The 18,781-nt window shown below is 65.6% G+C and carries 15 protein-coding genes and 1 tRNA gene; 8 read left to right on the forward strand and 8 right to left on the reverse strand.

Annotated elements, in window-relative coordinates; all coding sequences use genetic code 11:
- Positions 1-76: 76 nt before the first annotated feature.
- The 6 genes from NDN16_RS04955 to NDN16_RS04980 all read left to right on the forward strand — a co-directional run bounded on the left by NDN16_RS04955 (position 77) and on the right by NDN16_RS04980 (position 7,034).
- Positions 77-1,525, forward strand: coding sequence for a cryptochrome/photolyase family protein (locus NDN16_RS04955; RefSeq protein WP_251112496.1), 1,449 nt, complete (start codon positions 77-79; stop codon positions 1,523-1,525).
- Between the two features lie 104 nt (positions 1,526-1,629).
- Positions 1,630-2,667 carry a cysteine synthase A gene (locus tag NDN16_RS04960; protein ID WP_251112497.1) on the forward strand — a complete coding sequence of 346 codons (1,038 nt, stop codon included), beginning with the start codon at positions 1,630-1,632 and terminating at the stop codon, positions 2,665-2,667.
- Between the two features lie 16 nt (positions 2,668-2,683).
- The gene (gene sseA, locus NDN16_RS04965) at positions 2,684-3,541 is read left to right on the forward strand and encodes a 3-mercaptopyruvate sulfurtransferase (protein WP_251112498.1); all 858 of its coding nucleotides are present in this window, start codon (positions 2,684-2,686) and stop codon (positions 3,539-3,541) included.
- Between the two features lie 4 nt (positions 3,542-3,545).
- Positions 3,546-4,124, forward strand: coding sequence for a GNAT family N-acetyltransferase (locus NDN16_RS04970; RefSeq protein ID WP_251112499.1), 579 nt, complete (start codon positions 3,546-3,548; stop codon positions 4,122-4,124).
- 10 nt (positions 4,125-4,134) lie between these two features.
- Entirely contained in the window at positions 4,135-6,024 is a 1,890-nt protein-coding gene (locus tag NDN16_RS04975; protein ID WP_251112500.1) for a bifunctional 2',3'-cyclic-nucleotide 2'-phosphodiesterase/3'-nucleotidase, read from the forward strand.
- Positions 6,021-7,034 (forward strand): alpha/beta hydrolase, encoded by a 1,014-nt coding sequence (locus NDN16_RS04980; RefSeq protein ID WP_251112501.1) that lies wholly within the window; start codon positions 6,021-6,023, stop codon positions 7,032-7,034. Before NDN16_RS04975 ends, NDN16_RS04980 begins: the two co-directional genes overlap by 4 nt.
- Positions 7,035-7,039: 5 nt before the next feature.
- Here NDN16_RS04980 and ilvA read toward each other — a convergent pair whose 3' ends face one another.
- The 8 genes from ilvA to NDN16_RS05020 all read right to left on the reverse strand — a co-directional run bounded on the left by ilvA (position 7,040) and on the right by NDN16_RS05020 (position 15,351).
- Positions 7,040-8,293 (reverse strand): threonine ammonia-lyase IlvA, encoded by a 1,254-nt coding sequence (ilvA, locus tag NDN16_RS04985; RefSeq protein ID WP_251112502.1) that lies wholly within the window; start codon positions 8,291-8,293, stop codon positions 7,040-7,042.
- A gap of 79 nt (positions 8,294-8,372) precedes the next feature.
- The gene (gene ade / locus NDN16_RS04990; RefSeq protein ID WP_251112503.1) at positions 8,373-10,208 is read right to left on the reverse strand and encodes an adenine deaminase; all 1,836 of its coding nucleotides are present in this window, start codon (positions 10,206-10,208) and stop codon (positions 8,373-8,375) included.
- A gap of 31 nt (positions 10,209-10,239) precedes the next feature.
- Positions 10,240-10,324, reverse strand: a tRNA-Leu gene (locus NDN16_RS04995).
- A gap of 111 nt (positions 10,325-10,435) precedes the next feature.
- Positions 10,436-10,951: a hypothetical protein gene (locus tag NDN16_RS05000; RefSeq protein WP_251112504.1), complete on the reverse strand. Its 516-nt coding sequence runs from the start codon at positions 10,949-10,951 to the stop codon at positions 10,436-10,438.
- Positions 10,952-11,009: 58 nt separating this feature from the next.
- Positions 11,010-11,753, reverse strand: a complete 744-nt coding sequence (locus NDN16_RS05005) for a hypothetical protein (protein ID WP_251112505.1) — start codon at positions 11,751-11,753, stop codon at positions 11,010-11,012.
- A gap of 10 nt (positions 11,754-11,763) precedes the next feature.
- Positions 11,764-12,789, reverse strand: a complete 1,026-nt coding sequence (locus NDN16_RS05010) for a hypothetical protein (protein ID WP_251112506.1) — start codon at positions 12,787-12,789, stop codon at positions 11,764-11,766.
- Between the two features lie 45 nt (positions 12,790-12,834).
- Positions 12,835-14,370, reverse strand: a complete 1,536-nt coding sequence (locus NDN16_RS05015; protein WP_251112507.1) for a hypothetical protein — start codon at positions 14,368-14,370, stop codon at positions 12,835-12,837.
- Positions 14,371-15,351 carry a glycosyltransferase family 2 protein gene (locus NDN16_RS05020; RefSeq protein WP_251112508.1) on the reverse strand — a complete coding sequence of 327 codons (981 nt, stop codon included), beginning with the start codon at positions 15,349-15,351 and terminating at the stop codon, positions 14,371-14,373. It lies immediately after the preceding gene.
- Between the two features lie 305 nt (positions 15,352-15,656).
- On the opposite strand from NDN16_RS05020, the gene NDN16_RS05025 reads away from it, so the two are divergent.
- Entirely contained in the window at positions 15,657-17,261 is a 1,605-nt protein-coding gene (locus tag NDN16_RS05025) for an O-antigen ligase family protein (RefSeq protein ID WP_251112509.1), read from the forward strand.
- Positions 17,262-17,270: 9 nt separating this feature from the next.
- Positions 17,271-18,650, forward strand: a complete 1,380-nt coding sequence (locus NDN16_RS05030) for an oligosaccharide flippase family protein (RefSeq protein WP_251112510.1) — start codon at positions 17,271-17,273, stop codon at positions 18,648-18,650.
- Positions 18,651-18,781: the final 131 nt, after the last annotated feature.

An 18,781-nucleotide genomic window follows, 5' to 3' on the forward strand; every position in this document is an offset into this window, starting at 1 on the left:
TAGAAAGGCCATGGCATGCCGCGGCGTTTGCGCTATCTCCCGCCGCTGGTGAACCATCGGAGCGAGCGGAACCGGCATGGCAAAGGAAAAGGTGGCGCCCATCGTCGTATGGCTGCGTCACGATCTGCGCACCGACGACAACCCGGCCCTCGCCCATGCGGCCGAAACCGGACGTCCCGTCATTCCCCTTTTCATCCTGGCTGACGAGAACGCCCCCGTACGGCCCTATGGCAGCGCCCACAAATGGTGGCTGCACCACTCGCTGAAAAGCCTTTCCGCTTCATTTGCCGAGTTGGGATCGCGCCTGGCACTCCGCCGTGGCGACGCCTTTGCGGTGCTGGGCGACATCCTGTCGAAAAGCGGCGCCACCGCAGTATACCTCAATCGTCGGTACGGCCCGGAAGCCACAAGCGTCGATGGCGCGCTGGAAGAGCGTTTCGAGGGGATCGACATCCAGTGCTTCGATGCCGCGCTGTTGCACGACCCCGACAGGATCAAGACCGGCAGCGGCGGATTCTACAAGGTCTACACGCCGTTCATGAAATCCGTCAGCGCCGGGCTGGGCGAACTTCGACACCCGATCGACGCTCCCTCCCGACTGGTGGCGCCCGAACACTTTCCCGTATCCGAAAGCCTCGACAAATGGGGCCTCCTGCCGACAGCCCCGAACTGGGCTGGAGGTTTCGAAGCGGAATGGACGCCCGGCGAAACCCACGCACAGGAGCGGCTCTCGCATTTCTGCGACGAATTGCTCGCGGGCTACAGCGAGGGCCGGGACAGGCCTTCCGAAGACCTGACTTCCCGCCTTTCGCCGCATCTGCATTTCGGCGAGGTCTCGGCACTCCGCGCGCTGACGATGGCCGAGGAGCAGGCCGACCGCCGCAAATCCATTACCGGCACGGACCGGCAAACCTTTCGCCGCGAACTGATCTGGCGCGATTTCAACCATCATCTTCTCTACCACTTTCAACAGCTTGGATCGAAAAACTTCAACCAGCGCTTCGACACGTTGAAATGGCGCGATGCCGCCGCCGACCTGGAGAAGTGGCAAAAGGGCCGGACGGGATATCCCATCGTGGATGCCGGCATGCGCCAGCTTTGGCAGACAGGGTGGATGCACAACCGCGTGCGCATGATCGTCGGATCGTTCCTGACGAAGGACCTCCTGATCGACTGGCGGAAGGGCGAAGCCTGGTTCTGGGATACGCTCGTGGATGGGGACGAGGCCAACAACACATCGCAATGGCAATGGATCGCCGGAACGGGCGCCGATGCCCAGCCCTTCTTCCGCATCTTCAATCCCGTCAAGCAGAGCCGGGACTTCGACCCCGGGGGCGATTACATCCGCAGCTTCGTGCCCGAGCTTTCGAAGCTGCCCGACAAGGCCATTCACGCACCATGGGAAGCCGACGACGATACGCTGAGACAAGCGGGCGTCGCGCTGGGCGAGACCTATCCAAAGCCGATCGTCGACCATGGAGAGGCGCGCGACCGTGCCAATGCCGCCTTCCAGGCGACACGGTAGCCGGCAAGGCAGGCGATACGACGGAAGACGTTTCGCCAACCTGCCCGATGATCTAGGCTGGCGGCGATTCGAGATACGATGCCGACACACGAGCGGAAACTTAAATGGAACGAAACCTTTCCGTCATCGACGCCATCGGCAATACGCCGCTGATCCGCCTGCGGCGCGCTTCCGAAGAGACCGGATGCGAGATCTGGGGCAAGGCCGAGTTCATGAACCCCGGCCAGTCGATCAAGGACCGGGCAGGCCTGTTCATCATCCGGGATGCCGAAGCCAAGGGCCTGATCAAGCCGGGCGGCATCATCGTGGAAGGCACGGCCGGCAACACCGGCATCGGCCTGACGCTGGTGGCGAATGCGCTCGGCTACCGGACGGTCATCGTGATTCCCGAAACCCAGTCGCAGGAAAAGAAGGACGCGCTCCGCCTCATGGGTGCGGAGCTGCTGGAAGTGCCCGCCGTACCCTACCGCAATCCCAACAATTACGTGAAGGTGTCGGGCCGGCTTGCGGATCAGATCGCGCGCAGCCATGCGGACGGCGCCATCTGGGCCAACCAGTTCGACAACGTCGCCAATCGGGACGGCCATATCGTGACGACCGCTGAGGAGATCTGGCAGCAGACGGGCGGTCAGATCGACGGCTTCATCTGTTCGGTCGGCACGGGCGGCACGCTGGCCGGAACCGCGGCTGGCCTCAAGCGGCATTCCGGCCACGTGCGCATCGGCCTAGCGGACCCGATGGGCGCCGCCCTCTACAGCTTCTACAAGGACGGCGAGCTGAAGTCGGAGGGCTCGTCCATCACCGAAGGCATCGGCCAGGGGCGCATCACCGCCAATCTCGATGGCTTCGAGCCGGATTTCGTCTGCCAGGTGCCGGACGCGGAAGCGCTGCCCATCCTGTTCGACCTTGTACTGGAGGAAGGCCTGTGCCTCGGCGGCTCCTCGGGCATCAACATCGCCGGCGCCATCCGCATGGCGCGGGAGATGGGGCCGGGCCACACCATCGTCACCGTGCTCTGCGACTACGGCAACCGCTATCAGTCGAAGTTGTACAATCCCGAATTCCTGAAGACGAAGGATCTTCCACAGCCGGACTGGATCGGCCGGCAGCCGAGCTTCGACATCCCGTTCGAAGCTGCATGAAACAAGGGGCCGAAGCGTGAGCCGGTACAGCACAATCATATCCCCGCAGGAACTGGCGGCGGCATCGGGCGCTGGCGACGTGCGCGTGGTCGACGCCTCCTGGTACCTGCCGGCACAGAAACGCGATGCCCGCGCCGAGTTCGAGGCGGCCCATATTCCCGGCGCCGTCTTCTTCGATCAGGATGCCGTCGTCGATCCGCAATCGACGCTGCCGCACGCGCTGCCGTCTCCGGCCGTCTTTTCCGCCGCGGCCGGCGCCCTGGGCCTGTCGTCCAGCGACAGGATCGTCGTCTATGACGGCATGGGCCTGTTCTCTGCCGCGCGCGTCTGGTGGATGCTGCGGGTCTTCGGCGCCCGCGACGTCCGCGTTCTGGATGGCGGGCTGCCGGCATGGCAGGCCGCCGGCCTGCCGACACGATCAGGCCCGGCCCATCCCAAGCCGGCGCATTTCGACGCCGCCGAACCGGGCGACGCCGTCGTCGGGCTTGAAGACATGCGGCGCATCATCGATTCCGGAACGCTGCCGATTGCCGATGCGCGCTCCACCGAGCGGTTTTCCGGCCATGCGCCGGAGCCCCGTGCAGGGGTCCGCTCGGGGCATATGCCTGGCGCGTTCTCCCTGCCCTTCGGCGAACTCCAGGACGACGGCCGGTTGAAGGACGAAGCCGGCCTGCGCACCGCATTCCGGAATGCGGGCATAGATCCGGAAGCGCCGGTCGTCACCACGTGCGGCTCGGGCGTGACGGCGGCGGTCATCAATCTGGCCCTGGAATCACTCGGCAACCGGAATGCGAAGCTGTATGATGGGTCGTGGACGGAATGGGGCTCGCAGGGGGATACGCCCGTAGAGACGGGCCCGGCCGTAACGAGGTGAAGGCGTGACGACACTCAAGACCGAAGTGACGCAGCTCGTGCTGCATTCGCTTCCCGATGCGGAGACCCCGATGCCCGAGCATGCCGGGCGGCTGGACCTTCTCCGCGTGCGGACAATTCCGCTTGCCTTCTACCGCTATCTGTATCGCGTCGGCAGGCCGCATCACTGGACATCGCGCTGTCTCGGCGACAGGGAGCTGGCGCGCGAGGTGCATGCCCCCAATGTCCGGCTTCAGGTCCTGTATTGCGATGGGGCGCCCGCCGGCTGGTTCGAGCTCGATGTCGGCCGTGCCCCGCGCCAGACCCGCCTTGTCCATTTCGCCACCATGCCCGAATTCCGCGGGCGCGGGCTTGCCCGGTACCTCTTGTCCAAGGCCATCACGGCCGGCTTCGAGGACGGGCCGAATGGACTGGTGGTGGAAACCAATACGCTCGATCATCCGGCAGCCCTGCCCCTGTACCGCAAGATGGGTTTCCGCCCGCTGTCGGTACGCGAGGTGGTAACGGTCGGCTTCACCGACCCGGAAGCCGACGATGACGGATTCCCCTCGCCCTCCGGTCGCGTCGCGCCAGGAATGGCCTGACGATCGGACAATGGCGCGGACGGTTATCTCCAGCGATGCTGGCGCCGTAAGCGCCCAGCTTCGCATCCTTGCGACAAGCGATCTTCACGTCTGCGTCTATCCGTATGACTACTTCGCGGATCGCGAGACGCATTCGGTCGGCCTGGCGCGCACCGCCAGCATCATAGCGGAACTGCGCGCAGGCGCGCCCAATTGCCTCCTCTTCGACAATGGCGATTTCCTCCAGGGGAACCCGCTCGGCGACTTCGCCGCGGGGAACGCCTCGGAGCCGGGGTGGCGGCACCCCATGGTGGAGGTGATGCGGCAGCTACGCTACGACGCCGCAGGCCTCGGCAATCACGAGTTCGACTGGGGGTTGCCATTCCTCAAGCGCGCCTTGGAGGATGCCGGATTTCCGATCCTCTGCGCAAACCTGAAACCGGCCGACACGTTCCAGCCCTTCTGGTCGCCCTACGCCATCCTGGAGCGGCAACTGACCCTGGATGGCGGAGGCCAGGCTTCGATCCGCATTGGCGTCATCGGCCTGCTTCCGCCGCAGGTGACGAAGTGGAACGCGCATCACCTCGACGGCGTGGTCGCCAGCCACGACATCGTGGCGACGGCTTCTCAGGTCGTTCCGCGTATGAGGGCCGAGGGGGCCGATCTCGTGATCGCGCTGGCCCATACGGGGATAGATCCGGCGACCGATGGCGCGATGCGGGAAAACGCGGCGCTTGCGCTCGCCTCAGTAACGGGGATCGACGCGATCGTCGCCGGGCATCAGCATCTGCGTCTTCCCGGCAAGGATTTCGCCGGAATCGCGGGCGTCAGCGCGGATACCGGCTCCATCCGGGGTGTACCATGCGTCATGCCCGGATTCGGCGGATCAGATCTCGGCGCCATCGATCTGGCCCTGACGTACGACGGCACGCGCTGGATGGTCCAGGCCGCAACCGCCAGGCTGCATCCCATCGGTCGCAGAAGCGCAGACGGCTGGGTGCCGCTGGTGCCGAGCGACCGGGGCGTGCTTGCCGCCGCGGCGGCGCCGCACGAAGAGACGCTCGCCTCGATCCGCCGCCCCATCGGCGCGACGTCGGCGTCTCTCCATTCGTATTTTTCCGTCCTGAAGCCCACATGCGCACTGCAACTCGTCAGCGACGCGCAGCTGTGGCACGCAGGGCAGATGATCGCCGGCGGTCCGCTGGATGGGCTTCCTCTGCTGTGCGCCGGATCGCTGTTCAAGGCGGGCGGGCGTGGGGGCCCGGGCAATTACACCGACATCCCTGCCGGCCCGCTGGCCGTTCGCAACGTATCGGACCTCTACAGCTACCCGAACGAGTTGCAGATCGTGGACATGTCCGGCGAAGGGCTCGCCGAATGGCTGGAGATGTCGGCCAGCATATTCTCCACCCTGGCGGCTGACGGGATCGTTCGGCCATTGCTGCTTCCCGGCGCGGCTCCGTACAATTTCGACGTCATGGATGGCCTGGCCTATCGCATCGACCTCTCGAAGCCGGCGCGCTACGACATCGACGGCAAGCTTGCTCCCAACGGCGGACGCCGCATAGGCTCGTTGCGGTACATGGACCAGCCGGTGGCGACGGATCGGCGATTTCTCGTGGTGACGAACAGTTTCAGGGCTTCCGGCGGGGGCCGGTTTCCCGGACTGGGCATCGGCCGGGTCGTCGCATCCTCGCACCGAGCCAATCGCGACGTGCTCGCGGCCTATATTGCCGAGCGCGGAACCGTCCATTGCCATGAACGGCCGATATGGCAGTTTGCGGAAACCGGCGGCGCGCTCGTGCATTTCGATACCGGGCCAGGGGCCGCACGCCATCTGCATGAGATCGCCCGCTTCGCACCCGTCGCCGAAGGGATGACCGAGGAAGGCTATGTCCGATACAGAATGACGCTGCCATGATCGCTCCACACACCGTCAGACGCCGTCTTGCCATAGCGGCCGTCGCCCTTTCGGCCGTCATCCTCGGCGCGGCGTCCTTCTGGACCCTCGGCCCACGCGAGCCCGTTCCGCAGACATCCGCCTTTTCCGCGCGGGATATCGGTCCCGACATCTCCGCCTGGCTCGCGGCGCGCGAGGCCGATATACCCAATCTCCGCCCCGATGCGGCCAAGGAGATCGTGTGGGCCTATCCGGCGTCGCGCGCCAGGACACCGCTCGCCATCGTGTATATCCACGGTTTCTCGGCCAGCAAGGCCGAGTTGCGCCCCGTCCCGGACATGGTCGCCAGGAAACTCGGCGCAAATCTTTTCTACACGCGCCTGGCGGGCCACGGCCGCAACGAACCGGCCATGGCCGAGCCGACCGTCGGCGACTGGCTGGACGATCTTGCGGAGGCCGTCGCCGTAGGCCGGCGCATCGGCGAGAAAGTGGTCATCGTAGGGACGTCGACCGGCGGCGCGCTGACGGCCTATGGCGCAAGCCTGCCGGGCCTGCTGGACGGGGTTGAGGGCGTCGTCCTGATATCGCCTAATTTCGCCGTCCGCGACTGGCGGAGCTTCCTGCTGACCATGCCATACGCACGGCAGATCGTGCCTTTCCTGCATGGCGACACCTACGGCGAGGCTCCGCGAAGCCAGCCCGCCGACGAGGCCGCGGAAACCTATGGCTGGACGAGGGGATTTCCCACGGTGGCGCTGCTGCCCATGGCCGCACTTTCACAGGCGGCAAGGGCGATCGACTTTTCCGCGATCCGTATTCCGGCGCTGTTCATCCTGTCGCCGGCCGACAAGGTAGTGGATGCATCCGTAACGCTGGAGGCCGCCGGCCAGTGGGGCGGCCCGCATCGGCTGCTGGAGGTCGATCATTCGACCGACCCTTCGCAGCACCTGATCGCCGGCGACCTGCGCTCGCCGCAAACCAACCAGCGCGTCGCGGACGCCATCGCGGATTGGATCGCTTCTTTGCCCTGATCCCATCAGATCAGGAGGTCGGCGATGACCTGGTTTTCGGTGATGTCCTGATAGCGGATGCCATCGGCCTCCATGCGCTGGAGAAGCCCGTCGAAATTCCTTGCGTCCTTCGTCTCGATGCCCAGCAGGATCGAACCGAAATCGCGTGCCGACTTCTTCAGATACTCGAACCTTGCGATATCGTCGTCGGGACCGAGCAGTCCAAGGAAGTCCTTCAGGGCTCCGGGCCGTTGTGCCAGCCGCAGCACGAAGTACTTTTTCAGGCCCTCGAAGCGCAAGGCGCGCTCCTTCACGTCGGGCAACCGCTCGAAATCGAAATTCCCGCCCGAAACCACCAGCACGACCGTCTTGCCCGCGATCACGTTGCGCAAGGACCGAAGGGCGTCGATGGACAGGGCGCCGGCCGGCTCCAGTACGATTCCCTCGATGTTGAGCATTTCCAGCATGGTCTGGCAGAGCCGCCCTTCGGGCGACAGGATCACGTGGTCGGCCGGAAAGCCGCCCAGCAATTCGAGCGGGAGGGCACCGATCTCGGCCACGGCCGCGCCGTCGACGAAGCCGTCGATCTGCGGCAGTCGCATGCGGCGTCCCTCCGTCAGGCTGGTCTTCAGGCTGGGTGCACCCAGCGGCTCCACGAAGCGGAAATCGGGCGCGTCGGGCCCGGAAAAGTAGGACGTCACGCCGGAGGCCAGGCCACCGCCGCCGACGGGCATGACGATCATGTCGGGCAACTCGCCCTTGAGCTGGCGCTCCAGTTCCAACGCAACGCTGGCCTGCCCTTCCACGATGTCCTCATGGTCGAAAGGGGGCACCATGGCGGCGCCGCTGTCCTGGGAGTAGCGTTTCGCCGCCGCATAGCAGTCGTCGAAGAAGTCGCCGACCAGTTCGATCTCGATGGCGTCGCCACCGAAGACGCGGGTCTTGTCTATCTTCTGCTGCGGTGTGGTGACGGGCATGAAGACACGCCCCTTCAAGCCGAAATGCCGGCAGGCGAAGGCGAAGCCCTGCGCGTGGTTACCGGCGGAGGCGCAGCAGAATTTTGCGGACGCCTCCCCTGCCTCCAGGCGCTTGCGCATGAAATTGAAGGCACCGCGAATCTTGTAGGACCGGACCGGCGTGAGATCCTCGCGCTTCAGGAAAATCTTGGCGCCGAACTGCTTGGAGAGATGCTCGTTGCGCTGCAGGGGCGTAGCGGGAAAAAGCCGACGCAATGCATCTTCCGCCCTGGCGACGCCCTCCCTGAATGATTGCTTGTCCATGGATGATCCGAGTGCTGTCTGGTCACGGGCGGCGTCCGTACCGCCCGGCCCTACGCTCTAAGCCTTCGATGCCGGACACTCAACCCGTTTCGTCCTCCACGAAAAGCGGCACCTTGCGGAAGCTGTCCACATCGATGAGCCCCTGGTCGGAGATCCGCAGCGAGGGGATCACGACCAGCGCCAGAAGAGAGTGCTGCATATAGGCGTTGTTCAACGTGCAGCCGGAACGGCGCATCGCCTCCAGAAGTGCGGTCGCCTTTTCGGCGACGACTTCCGCGCGTTCGTCCGACATCAACCCGGCGATGGGCATCTCCACGAGCGCCTTCTCCTGCCCGTCGGCGTAGAAGACTACCCCGCCCCCGACAGCCCGCAGCCTGTTGGCCGCCAGCGCCATGTTCTCGCGGTCGGTGCCGACGACGATCATATGGTGGCTGTCATGCGCGACGGTGGAGGCAAGGGCGCAACGTCCCTCGTAACGGAAACCGGACACGAAGGCGTTGGTGACGCCGCCGGTCGCCCGGTGCCGCTCTACCAGGGCGATGTGGGCGACATCCTGTTCCACATCGCTCTCGACCAGTCCCGACACGACGCCGAGGCGCGCCTGCGCCTTTCGTGTCGGCGCCTGGTTCTCCACGACGCCGATGACGCGGGCCGTGACGGAGTTTGCGCCCGCCGGCGCCGGCACGGCGAAATCATCCGCCGTCATGTCGCGCTTCATGCGCACGGTTTGCCGCGCGCTGTCCGGGTAGGCGTATGCCGGCATGTCCTCCACGAGGCGGCCGGCCTCGGCCAGCTTGCGCCCACGCGCGAAGACCATGTCGATGGAGAGTTCGGCGAGGTTCGATACGATTAGGAAATCCGCGCGGCGGCCGGGCGTGATGGAGCCGATCTCGCGTTCCAGCCCGAAATGCTCGGCCGTGTTCAGGCTCGCCATCTGGATGGCGGTGACGGGCTTCAACCCCTGCGCGATCGCGTGCCGCACGACGCGGTTCATGTGCCCGTCATGCACCAGGGTTCCGGAGTGGCTGTCGTCGGTACACAGGATGAAGTTGCGGCTGTCGAGCCCGAGTTCGGTGATGGCCTTCACCTGCTCGGCCACATCGTACCAGGCCGAGCCCAGGCGCAGCATCGCCTTCATGCCTTGCCGCACCCGCGCGGCGGCATCCTCCATCCTCGTGCCCTCGTGGTCGTCCTGCGGGCCACCGGCGACATAGCCGTGAAACGGCAATCCAAGGTCCGGCGAGGCATAATGCCCGCCGACCGTCTTGCCGGCGCGCACCGTGGCCGCAATACCGCCGACCATGGTCGGCTCGTTGGCCGCAACGCCGGGAAAGTTCATCACCTCGCCCAGGCCGATGATGCCCGGCCATGTCATGGCCTCCGCTACGTCGTCCGGCGTGATGATGGCTCCCGCCAGCTCGAGTCCCGGCGCGGACGGCACGCAGGACGGCATCTGCACATAGACGTTGACCGGCTGCGCCAGCGCTTCGTCATGCATCAGGCGTACGCCCGCAAGGCCGAGGACATTGGCGATCTCGTGCGGGTCGATGAACATGGACGTCGTGCCATGCGGGATGACGGCGCGACAAAACTCCGTCACCGTGATCATGCCGCTTTCGACATGCATGTGCGCGTCGCACAGGCCGGGCACGATGTAGCGCCCGCCGGCATCCACGATGGCGGTCTGCGGGCCGATGGCATGCGACGCGTCGGGCCCGCAATAGGCGAAGCGCCCGCCGCTTATGGCGACATCCGTGCCTGCGATGATCTCGCCCGAATGCACGTTCACCCATCGAGCATTTCGCACGACGACATCCGCGGGCCGGCGGCCCATCGCCACGTCGACAAGCTCCGGCGCCATTTCGGCGAAGCCGCGCAGGGCCGGTTGGTGCCGGCTGTTGCGATTGGTGGTCATGCGCTTCCCGGATCCTCGATCAATACGAAAATGGTGCGGGCTGCGGGACTCGAACCCGCACGGGGAGGCCCCGAGAGATTTTAAGTCTCTTGCGTCTACCATTTCGCCAAGCCCGCCAACGCCCGTGGTTCGGACACGCGAATCCATTGGATGCGCGTATCCGAAAGCCGGACGTTACAGCGGGATACACCGGCAGCCGAGCCGAAGGCAATCGGATGTCGTCGCCCTCAGCCCTCACGCCCTTCCTTGCGGGCCTGCGCGTTCTTCACGAACTGGGACACCCGGCCGGCCTCCATCGGGCTGCCTATCTTTCGGGCCTTCTCGTTCTCTACCGGATTCATGCCTTTGCCCTCGCTACGCCCGGACGATGGACGCGTCGGCCGGTTGGCAGATTCCTTCAGCGACAAGGCGCGCCGCGCATTGGCGGTCAACTCTTCGCGGCGTTCGGCAGCCTTGCGCCGTGCAGCTTCCTTGTTGACCCGGCGGACGGCCTCCGCGAGGAGCCCGGACTTCTGGCGCATGCCGGAGTTGGAGTGGTCGAAGCCGCCACCGCCCCTTCGCGCCTCGCGGCGCGCCTTGGCCGCCAGCGATTGGGCCCGGTCGCGGCGCTCGCGCAGACGCGCGAGGAGATCGCGCAACGCCGCATCCTCGATCGTCCGGATGTGAGGGTGATGGGTCTCGCCCACCATTTCGCGCTCCGCATTGTCCAGAACACGCGCTTCGTCCTTGATACGGGTGCTCAATGCCACCTCCTGTCTTTTCGTACAGCAGGCCAACACATGGTGGACGGGCGCGGTTCCTTCACGGCCGCGTCAGCGGATCATGCCCCGGCTTGCGGCCGCGCCTGATTTCACGCGCGCGGCGCCCGAGGCTGAGAAACGTCGACATCAACGGCAGGCGCGCGGCGGCCACGGCCTCACCGGAAGGGCTGCGACGCAGAACGACGCGCGGGCAGGCAGCCAGGCTCGTGAAGCCCGGAAAGGTTCTTCGAAAGACCTGGTAGGCAGCCTCTACCGACAGGGCGTCGCCTTCCTGGTCGTGTCCGGGCCAGCTGCGCAGGAACACCGAGAGTTCGACTGCGGCGGCCCGGGATATACCGACCACCTGGCACTGGCCGGCGGGGCCGTCCGGGTCGAGCACGCTCACGGCCGACCGGCCCGGCGACAGACCCTGCACTTCGCCGAAGAACAGGTCCCAGCGCTGTTGCGACAGCGATTGCAGAACGGCGGCGATCCGGCTGCGTTCGGCCCCCGGAAACACGGCGTCGTCCTGGATGAGGAGCAGGGATCCGCGTCCGGATGCCAGGAAGGCATTCACCACGTCGCGGTGCGCCTGCAGCCGGGCGCCGGTCCCTTGCGGCCGGATCCCGGACGGATGTTGCGGCGCGACCGCCTCATGCACAAGGTCCGGCAGGACCTCGGGCGAAAGGCCCAGCCTGCGAAGCTGGGCCGAAAACTCGCGTCGGCGGTCCGCGTGCTGCGACATCGCAATGACGCGGACCATATCGAATACGCCCGAGACGGGGTTGTGTGGCTGCCAGCGCATGCCCCGCGCCTCAGGCCGAAGCCGCCAGACGCTCAGGCTGGGCGCCATCGTCCGGATAGTCGGCCTTGAGCGCCAGCGCGGCGGATTGCAGGGCCTGCGCACGAATGGCTACAACGGGCTCGGAGCCGAGCGCGGCCAGCCTGATGCCCATCTGCCCGCGCCCGGGATGGACCGGAGGCCAGATATCGACCGAAAAATAGCGCGCCGCGCTGCGGTCGATATCGCCCCAGAACTGGACCACGAGGCCTGTCGGCATCAGTTCCGGCAGCCGGGAGACATCGGCGAGGTCCAGGCGATAGTCACGCGAGGGCGTCATCGCCAGAACCACGAGATCGAACGGGCCTTCCGACACGTCGGCGAGAGAGGGCCTGATGACGACGTCCGCCCCCGCGCCCTGCAGCCCCGATGCCAGAAGCCCCTTCATCTCGTTGTCGCAAAGCAGCAGGCATCGCGCGCCCGTCGGATCGGCGCCGGCCTGGGCAATCTGAAGAAGGCAGAGCGGCGCGAGATAATCGGCGACACCGGAATCGCGGTCCGCAAGGTCGGCGCCTGCGACCTTCAGGTCGTAGGCATCGCGCTGTCGCGCGTCGAGGCCGCCCGAGACCGCCCCGCGACAATCGAACAGCATGGCCAGAACCGACCGGGACGGCATGAGGCTCAGCAATGCCGGCTTGATCAGCGAGGACTGGCGCTCGACGGCCACGATATCCACGCCGGATGCCATATCGGCGGTCAGCCCCTGCACGAACTCGATCTCGCTGGTCAGCGTTTCCTCCGCATTGAGACGCCGCAACATCGCTTCCACCTGTGCGCTCCGAACCGTCGCGCGGGCGGGCGCGGCGGCGACGATGCGTCGGGCGCCGGCACGCGCCGCAAGAAGAATGGTGACGAAATCTTCCTCGGTTCGCGCGTCGGTCAGAACGGTGAGGCCGGACAGGTCGAGGCCGATGGCCGCGATGCGCGCGTCGATCGTCTCCAGCAGCCGGCCACTGGTCGAATCCGCCCAGATCATGTTGTTCTCGTTCAAATCCGACATGTCCGCCGCCCTGAAAACCTATTAAAATAGCTGAATAATATTACGTTACGCATTGATATGGCCGTGCACCGCCTCCCATTTCGGCGACGTCGTTTCCCCCTCGTTCTCCAGAAGCCCCCACGAGCCCCATTTGCCCGGCTGGTACATGGACGTGTAGAGCACCATCAGGCCTCCGCCCGCCGCCTTCCAGCTATCGAGATAGGCGCGATACAATGCGCCCATGCGCGGATCGCGATTGGCGGCGATGAACAAGGCTTCCAGCCGCTCGTCGTTCTCCCGGCCGGCAACGCCGACGAGATGCTGCCCGGCTTCGTAGGCAGCCAAGGGCAGGCCCAGCCGCCTGGCCGTCTCGCTCTGGGCGCGCATCATGTCGCGAGTCCGCCCGGCCAGATCCTTCCCCAGTTCGGAGAAGAGCCGATCGAGAGACCATTGCGATACGTCTCCCGCGCGCTCGGGCGTGCCGTAGCTGTAGCCGAAATACGGAGCGATCGCGATCAGGTCGGCATTGTTCCGCGCTTCCTGCGACGACAGGACGACGTCGACCGTCCACGGATTCTCCGCCTGCCCCGCGAACACGCCCTTCACACGCTTCGGATCGGCGGCGAAGACACGACGGAAGATGGAGATGACTTCGCTGGAGCGTTGTCCGTGATATTTGAGCTGCGCTTCGAACGGATCAGCCGACAGGCCGAGGCGCAAGCCTTCCTCGCGAGCATGGGCGGCCTGCTTGAAGATCTCGTTCCAGACCTCGTTGGAATATTCCACATAGACCGGCAGGGACGGGTCGAGCTGGTCGCGCACCAGTTCCGCCATGCGTTCCACATATCCGTCATCGGCGAGATGCGGGATGTTGAACCAGGGCGCGATGCGCGTCCGGTTCGCCAGAGCGACCATCGTTTCCACCGGAATGCCGCGATCGGCAAGATCGAACATGCCGGGTTTCGGCCGTTGATCCCAGCTTATCAGGGGCGAGTCGTTCGTCTGGCCCCAATCCATGAAACGCAGGGCCTGCATTCCCTCCAGGCGGCTTAGGAACGCGTCGCGGAACATCTCGTCGCCGGCGTCCGGCTGCTCGACGAGGCGCAGATTGCGCAACGGGTTTTCCGGGGCGGTCTGGTACAGGCGCGCGATGACGGGAGCATCGGTCTGATTGATGCGGATGCGGTCGAAGCCCTCGCCACGGTCGAGGAGGACGGCGCCGCCATAATAGCCGATCCGGCCCTGCCCATCGTATCGGACGGTCAAGTCCGACTTGAGGTGGCTTCTGTACCTGGTGTGGATCAGGAAGGATTCGAGGAACGTCCCGGGCGGAATCATGCGCGGATAGCGATCATCCGTCATGGGCGGCAGCGGTTCGTCCCATGTGAAGCCGGCATTCACGCGCTGAACGCGCCAGCGCGACGCGCTTGCGGCCAGATTGGTGAACGGGTGCTCCGTAGTCCAGTACGGCAGGCCGACGAGGTTGAGGCCAAGTGCGGAACCGCGCTGGGCCGCGCGCGCAGTGCGAGCGGCTTCGAGCACGCCGGGAACGGCCAGAGAAGCGGATGCTGCAAACAGGAAGCGGCGTCGATTGAGCATCATCTAGTCTCCACGGCTTCCCCGGCCTTCGGCCGATGCCCGCAAGGCGCTGTGGCGCAGGAAATCCTTGAACAAATGCGGCGGCACGTCGTCGGCGCCGCGCCGCAGCGGCCGCCTCACCCGCCGCAGGCCGAAGCCCGAAAGCCAGGCCAGGTCGGCAAGCACGGCATAGGTGCGGCCATGATTGGACATGAAGTAATGGCGGCGGGATTCGAACCAGTAGCGCGGGCGCCGCGCAGGCTTCGACGTCCGGCGCGTCACGTTGGTGGACTGGCCGACCAGATGCACGACCCGGCTTTCCGGAACGTGCCAGCATTCCCATCCGGCGCGGGCGGCGCGCAGGCAGAAGTCCACTTCCTCGTAATACAGGAAGTAGTCCTCGCTCATCAGGCCGATCTCGGCCAGCATCGCCTGCCGCACCATGAAGCTGGCGCCGCTGACCCAGCCGACGCGTTCGGGCGCATCGCCGGTCGGCTGCACATTGGTGAAGCGCTTCAGGATACGGCTCGCCGGGCCGAAGCGGACTTCGCTTTCGAATTCTCCCAGCGGATTGGGAAACCGGAACGCGCAGGACTGCATGGTTCCGTCCGGATCCTCCAGACGGCTGCCGGCAATTCCGGCGCGCGGATGCGCGTCCAGGAAATCCACCAGCGTTCGTGCCGCTCCGGGCCGCACATAGGTGTCCGGGTTCAGCAGCAGCGTGTATTCCGATGGCCGCCCGCCGGCGCGAAGATGCTCGATACCCCGGTTGTTGGCGTAGGCGAAACCGCCATTCACCGTAAGGGGTAGCAGCTCTACCCGGTCGAACCATGCGCGATCGAGGATGGCCGCCTCGAAACGCAGAACGGAATCATCGCCGGATGCGCCATCCACGACGAGAATGCGCGTGCCGTCCGGCAACGTCTCGTCATCCAGCAGGGAAGACACGGCGTCGAGGACCAGCCCGGGCGTGCGGTAATTCACTATGACGACGCTGAGCTTCATAAGGTGCGCCTTCTCCGGGTGTCGGCCGTTGCAGGAACCAGGACCCCGACCGATCCGTCGCGAGAACCGGGACACCATGAGACGGCGACGGATCGGCAGGCGGAAAGCGGGCCCTGCCCACCGTTATGCAGGACGGGCAGCCCGTTGCGCGACTTGGCCAAACGGGTGAAGCCCTCCTGCCATCGGTGGAATGGCATACCCCATCGTCCGTGTTGTGATGGTGGGAGGCGGTGGCTTAACAATCATTACGACAAATTTTGTATTCGCCTGCGCGCGGGCGTCTTTTCATCGAGGAGCGACCCGCCATGGGCGAGTCCATTTCAGCCGTCACCTATATCCTTGCCGGCACGCTCGCGATGTTCGCCGTGGCGATGCGGGTCACAACCGGCACCGTCGACCGCGAGACCGTACGGGTCTGGATCGGCAGTTGGGTGGCGGCGACGGTGGCGGTCTTCCTGGTTCGGAACTTCTTCGCCTATGGGGCGTGCCTCTTCGTCATCGCCCTCGTCTCGTCGCGGCGGCTGCCGCCCGAAGACAGGCCCTACCTCTTCATCGTCCTGATGTTCACCGCCCCCAATCTGGTGATCCGCATGCCGGGTTTCGCCGGCATCAACACGCTGCTGGACCTGACCCCGCAGCGCATCCTCTCGGCAGCCATCCTGCTTCCGCTCCTGCCGGCCCTCCTTCGGCAGGCGGTGCCGCCGCGACTGAAGATCGTCGACACCCTCGTCGTCAGCCTCGTCCTTCTGATCACCGTGCTCACCTTCCGGCACAGCGAAGCAACCGCAACCGATACGATGCGCCGCCTGATCACCAACGTCCTGGAAATCGGCGTGCCCTACTTCGTCTTCAGCCGATGCCTGACGTCGGTGGGCGATATCCGCAAGGGATACATGGCCTTCGTTTTCGGAACGCTGTCCTTTCCCGTTATCGGCGTCATCGAGTTCATCCGCCAGTGGCGGCTCTTCAATGTCGTCGCCCAGGGCTGGGGGGCGGAGATGGTGCAATTCTACCTGTTTCGCGACGGCATGCTGCGCTCGGCCGGGCCGGCGATCGAGGCGATCGCCTTCGGCTTCATCTGCATGATCGCCATGGGCTGCATGCTGTCCCTGATGACGCGGGAAAAGCGCACGATGGTCGTGATGGGCATCTTCGCTGCCTTCGGCATCGGCCTCGTCACCAGCCTGTCGCGCGGGCCATGGGTGGGCGCGGCGATCATGCTGGTCGTCTATCTGCTGGCGCGCCCCAAGGCGGTGTCGACAGGCGTGCAGGCCACCATGCTGGGCGGCCTGGCGCTGATTCCCGTTCTGATGTCGCCGCTCGGCGACAAGATCATCCGCTACCTGCCCTTCGTCGGGACCGTCGAAAACAACAACGTCGAATATCGCCAGCAGCTCATCGACAATTCGCTGGCCATCATCGGACGGCATCCGATCTTCGGCTCGGCCGAATTCCTGAACGAACCCGAAATGCTGGTTATGCGGCAAGGCCAGGGCATCATCGACGTCGTCAACACCTATGTCGCGCTGGCCCTCGAGTTCGGCCTGCTGACGCTGGCGATCTTCCTCGTCATCTTCGCGCTGACTGGCCTGTCCGTCCTGCCGATGGCGTTCCGGCGCGATGCGCTGGCGGAGCCCGCGCGCCAGTGGCTGGCTATCATGGCGGCGACGATGGTGACGATCGCGACCGTCAGCAGCGTCTCCTACATCCCGTTCATCTACTGGATCATGGCCGGTTTCGGCGTCGGCATGGTGCGCATGGCCACGACCGGCGAGACGGTCGTCGGCGCCATGGCCCCAGCATCGGGCTCGAAAGCAAATCAGGGCATGCGCGTCATCGGCACGGGCGCCTATGCACATACGGGCCCCACAGCGCCGGCCACCGCCCTTTCCCGCACGAACGACGCTTGAGGCAAAAGCATGACGGCAGAAGCCATGGAACGTCCGCTCCGCCGCCGGGTGTCATCGGCCGGAATCTGGAGCATGGGCCAGTTCGGCGCCTCGCTCGGCGTGCGCATGGTCAGCAACATGATCCTGACGCGGCTGCTGCTGCCCGAGGCCTTCGGCGTGATGGCGGTCGTCGGCGTGCTGGCCGTCGCTCTGGCGCTGCTGTCGGATCTCGGCATCGGCCAGAACGTCATCGTGCACAAGCGCGGCAGCGACCCCACCTTCCTCAATACGGCTTGGACGGTCCAGATCGCGCGGGGCCTGTTCATCTGGAGCCTCGCCATCGTGCTGGCGATCGTCATCGCCGTGCTTGCGCCGCTGGGCGTCTTTGCGCCCGACACGGTCTATGTCGATCCGCGACTGCCCTTCGTGCTCGTGGCCGGCACCTTCGCCGCCGTGCTGCAGGGCCTTGAATCCACCCGCATCCACGAGGCTCGACGCAACCTGCAACTGCGCCGCCTGACCGAACTGGAGTTCGGCGCGCAGATGGCGGGTTTCGTCGTCACCCTGGCGCTTGCCTACACATGGCCATCGATCTGGGCGCTCGTGCTGGGCGCGCTCTTCGCGGCCTTCGTGCGCATGGCGGCAAGCCATCTGGTGCTGCCGGGCAACGCCAACCGCATCGGCTGGGACAGGGATTCCTGGATCGAGATTTTCGGCTTCGGGCGCTGGATCTTCGTATCCTCGCTGATCGGAGTGCTATTCACCACCGGCGACCGGCTGATCCTCGGCGGCTTGGTGGATGCCCACGTGCTCGGCCTCTACGCCATCGCCGCGCTTCTGCTCAGCGTCTTCCAGACGGCCGTCAACACGCTGGCCGGCACGGTGGCCTTTCCCGCGCTCAGCGAACTGACACGCAACGACCCGGCGGCCTTCCGCAAGAGCTATTTCACCTTCCAGGCCGGCGCCGACGCGGTGCTGGGGCTTTGCGCCGGCGGGCTCTTCGTCACCGGGCCGCTGATCGTCTCCATCCTTTACGATCCGCGCTACGCGGAATCGGGCGCCATGCTGTCGCTTCTGGCCATCGGCCTCGTCGGCATGAAGTTCTGCGTGACCGAGCAGTGCTACATGGCCACGAAGCGGATGGGCTACTATCTGTGCACCAACGCCATCCGCCTTGTCGTCCTGGTCGTCGGACTGCCGCTGGGGCACTCGCTGTTCGGGCTCGAGGGCGCGCTTGCGGCGATCGTCGCCGCGCAATTCTCGTCATGGCCGATCGCCTTCGTCTTCAAGATCCGGCATGGCCTTTTCGACTGGCGTTTCGAAGGTGTGGTCGTACCGGCCGTCGCCCTCGGCCTGCTCCTTGGCCATCTGGCGCTGGCCGCCGCACAGGCGCTCGGCCTGGGCGGATAACCGGACGGACAGTCCGGCTCCGCCGCGACGATTTCCAGCGTCGCGGCTTTCATGGATCCCAAACGAAAAAAGCGGCCCGGAGGCCGCCTTTCTCATTTATCCGGGCGCTGATGGGCTTGGCTAGAGCGTTT

It is taken from the genome of Aureimonas altamirensis (assembly GCF_023702225.1).
In the GTDB taxonomy this organism is placed as follows: Bacteria; Pseudomonadota; Alphaproteobacteria; order Rhizobiales; family Rhizobiaceae; genus Aureimonas; species Aureimonas altamirensis_B.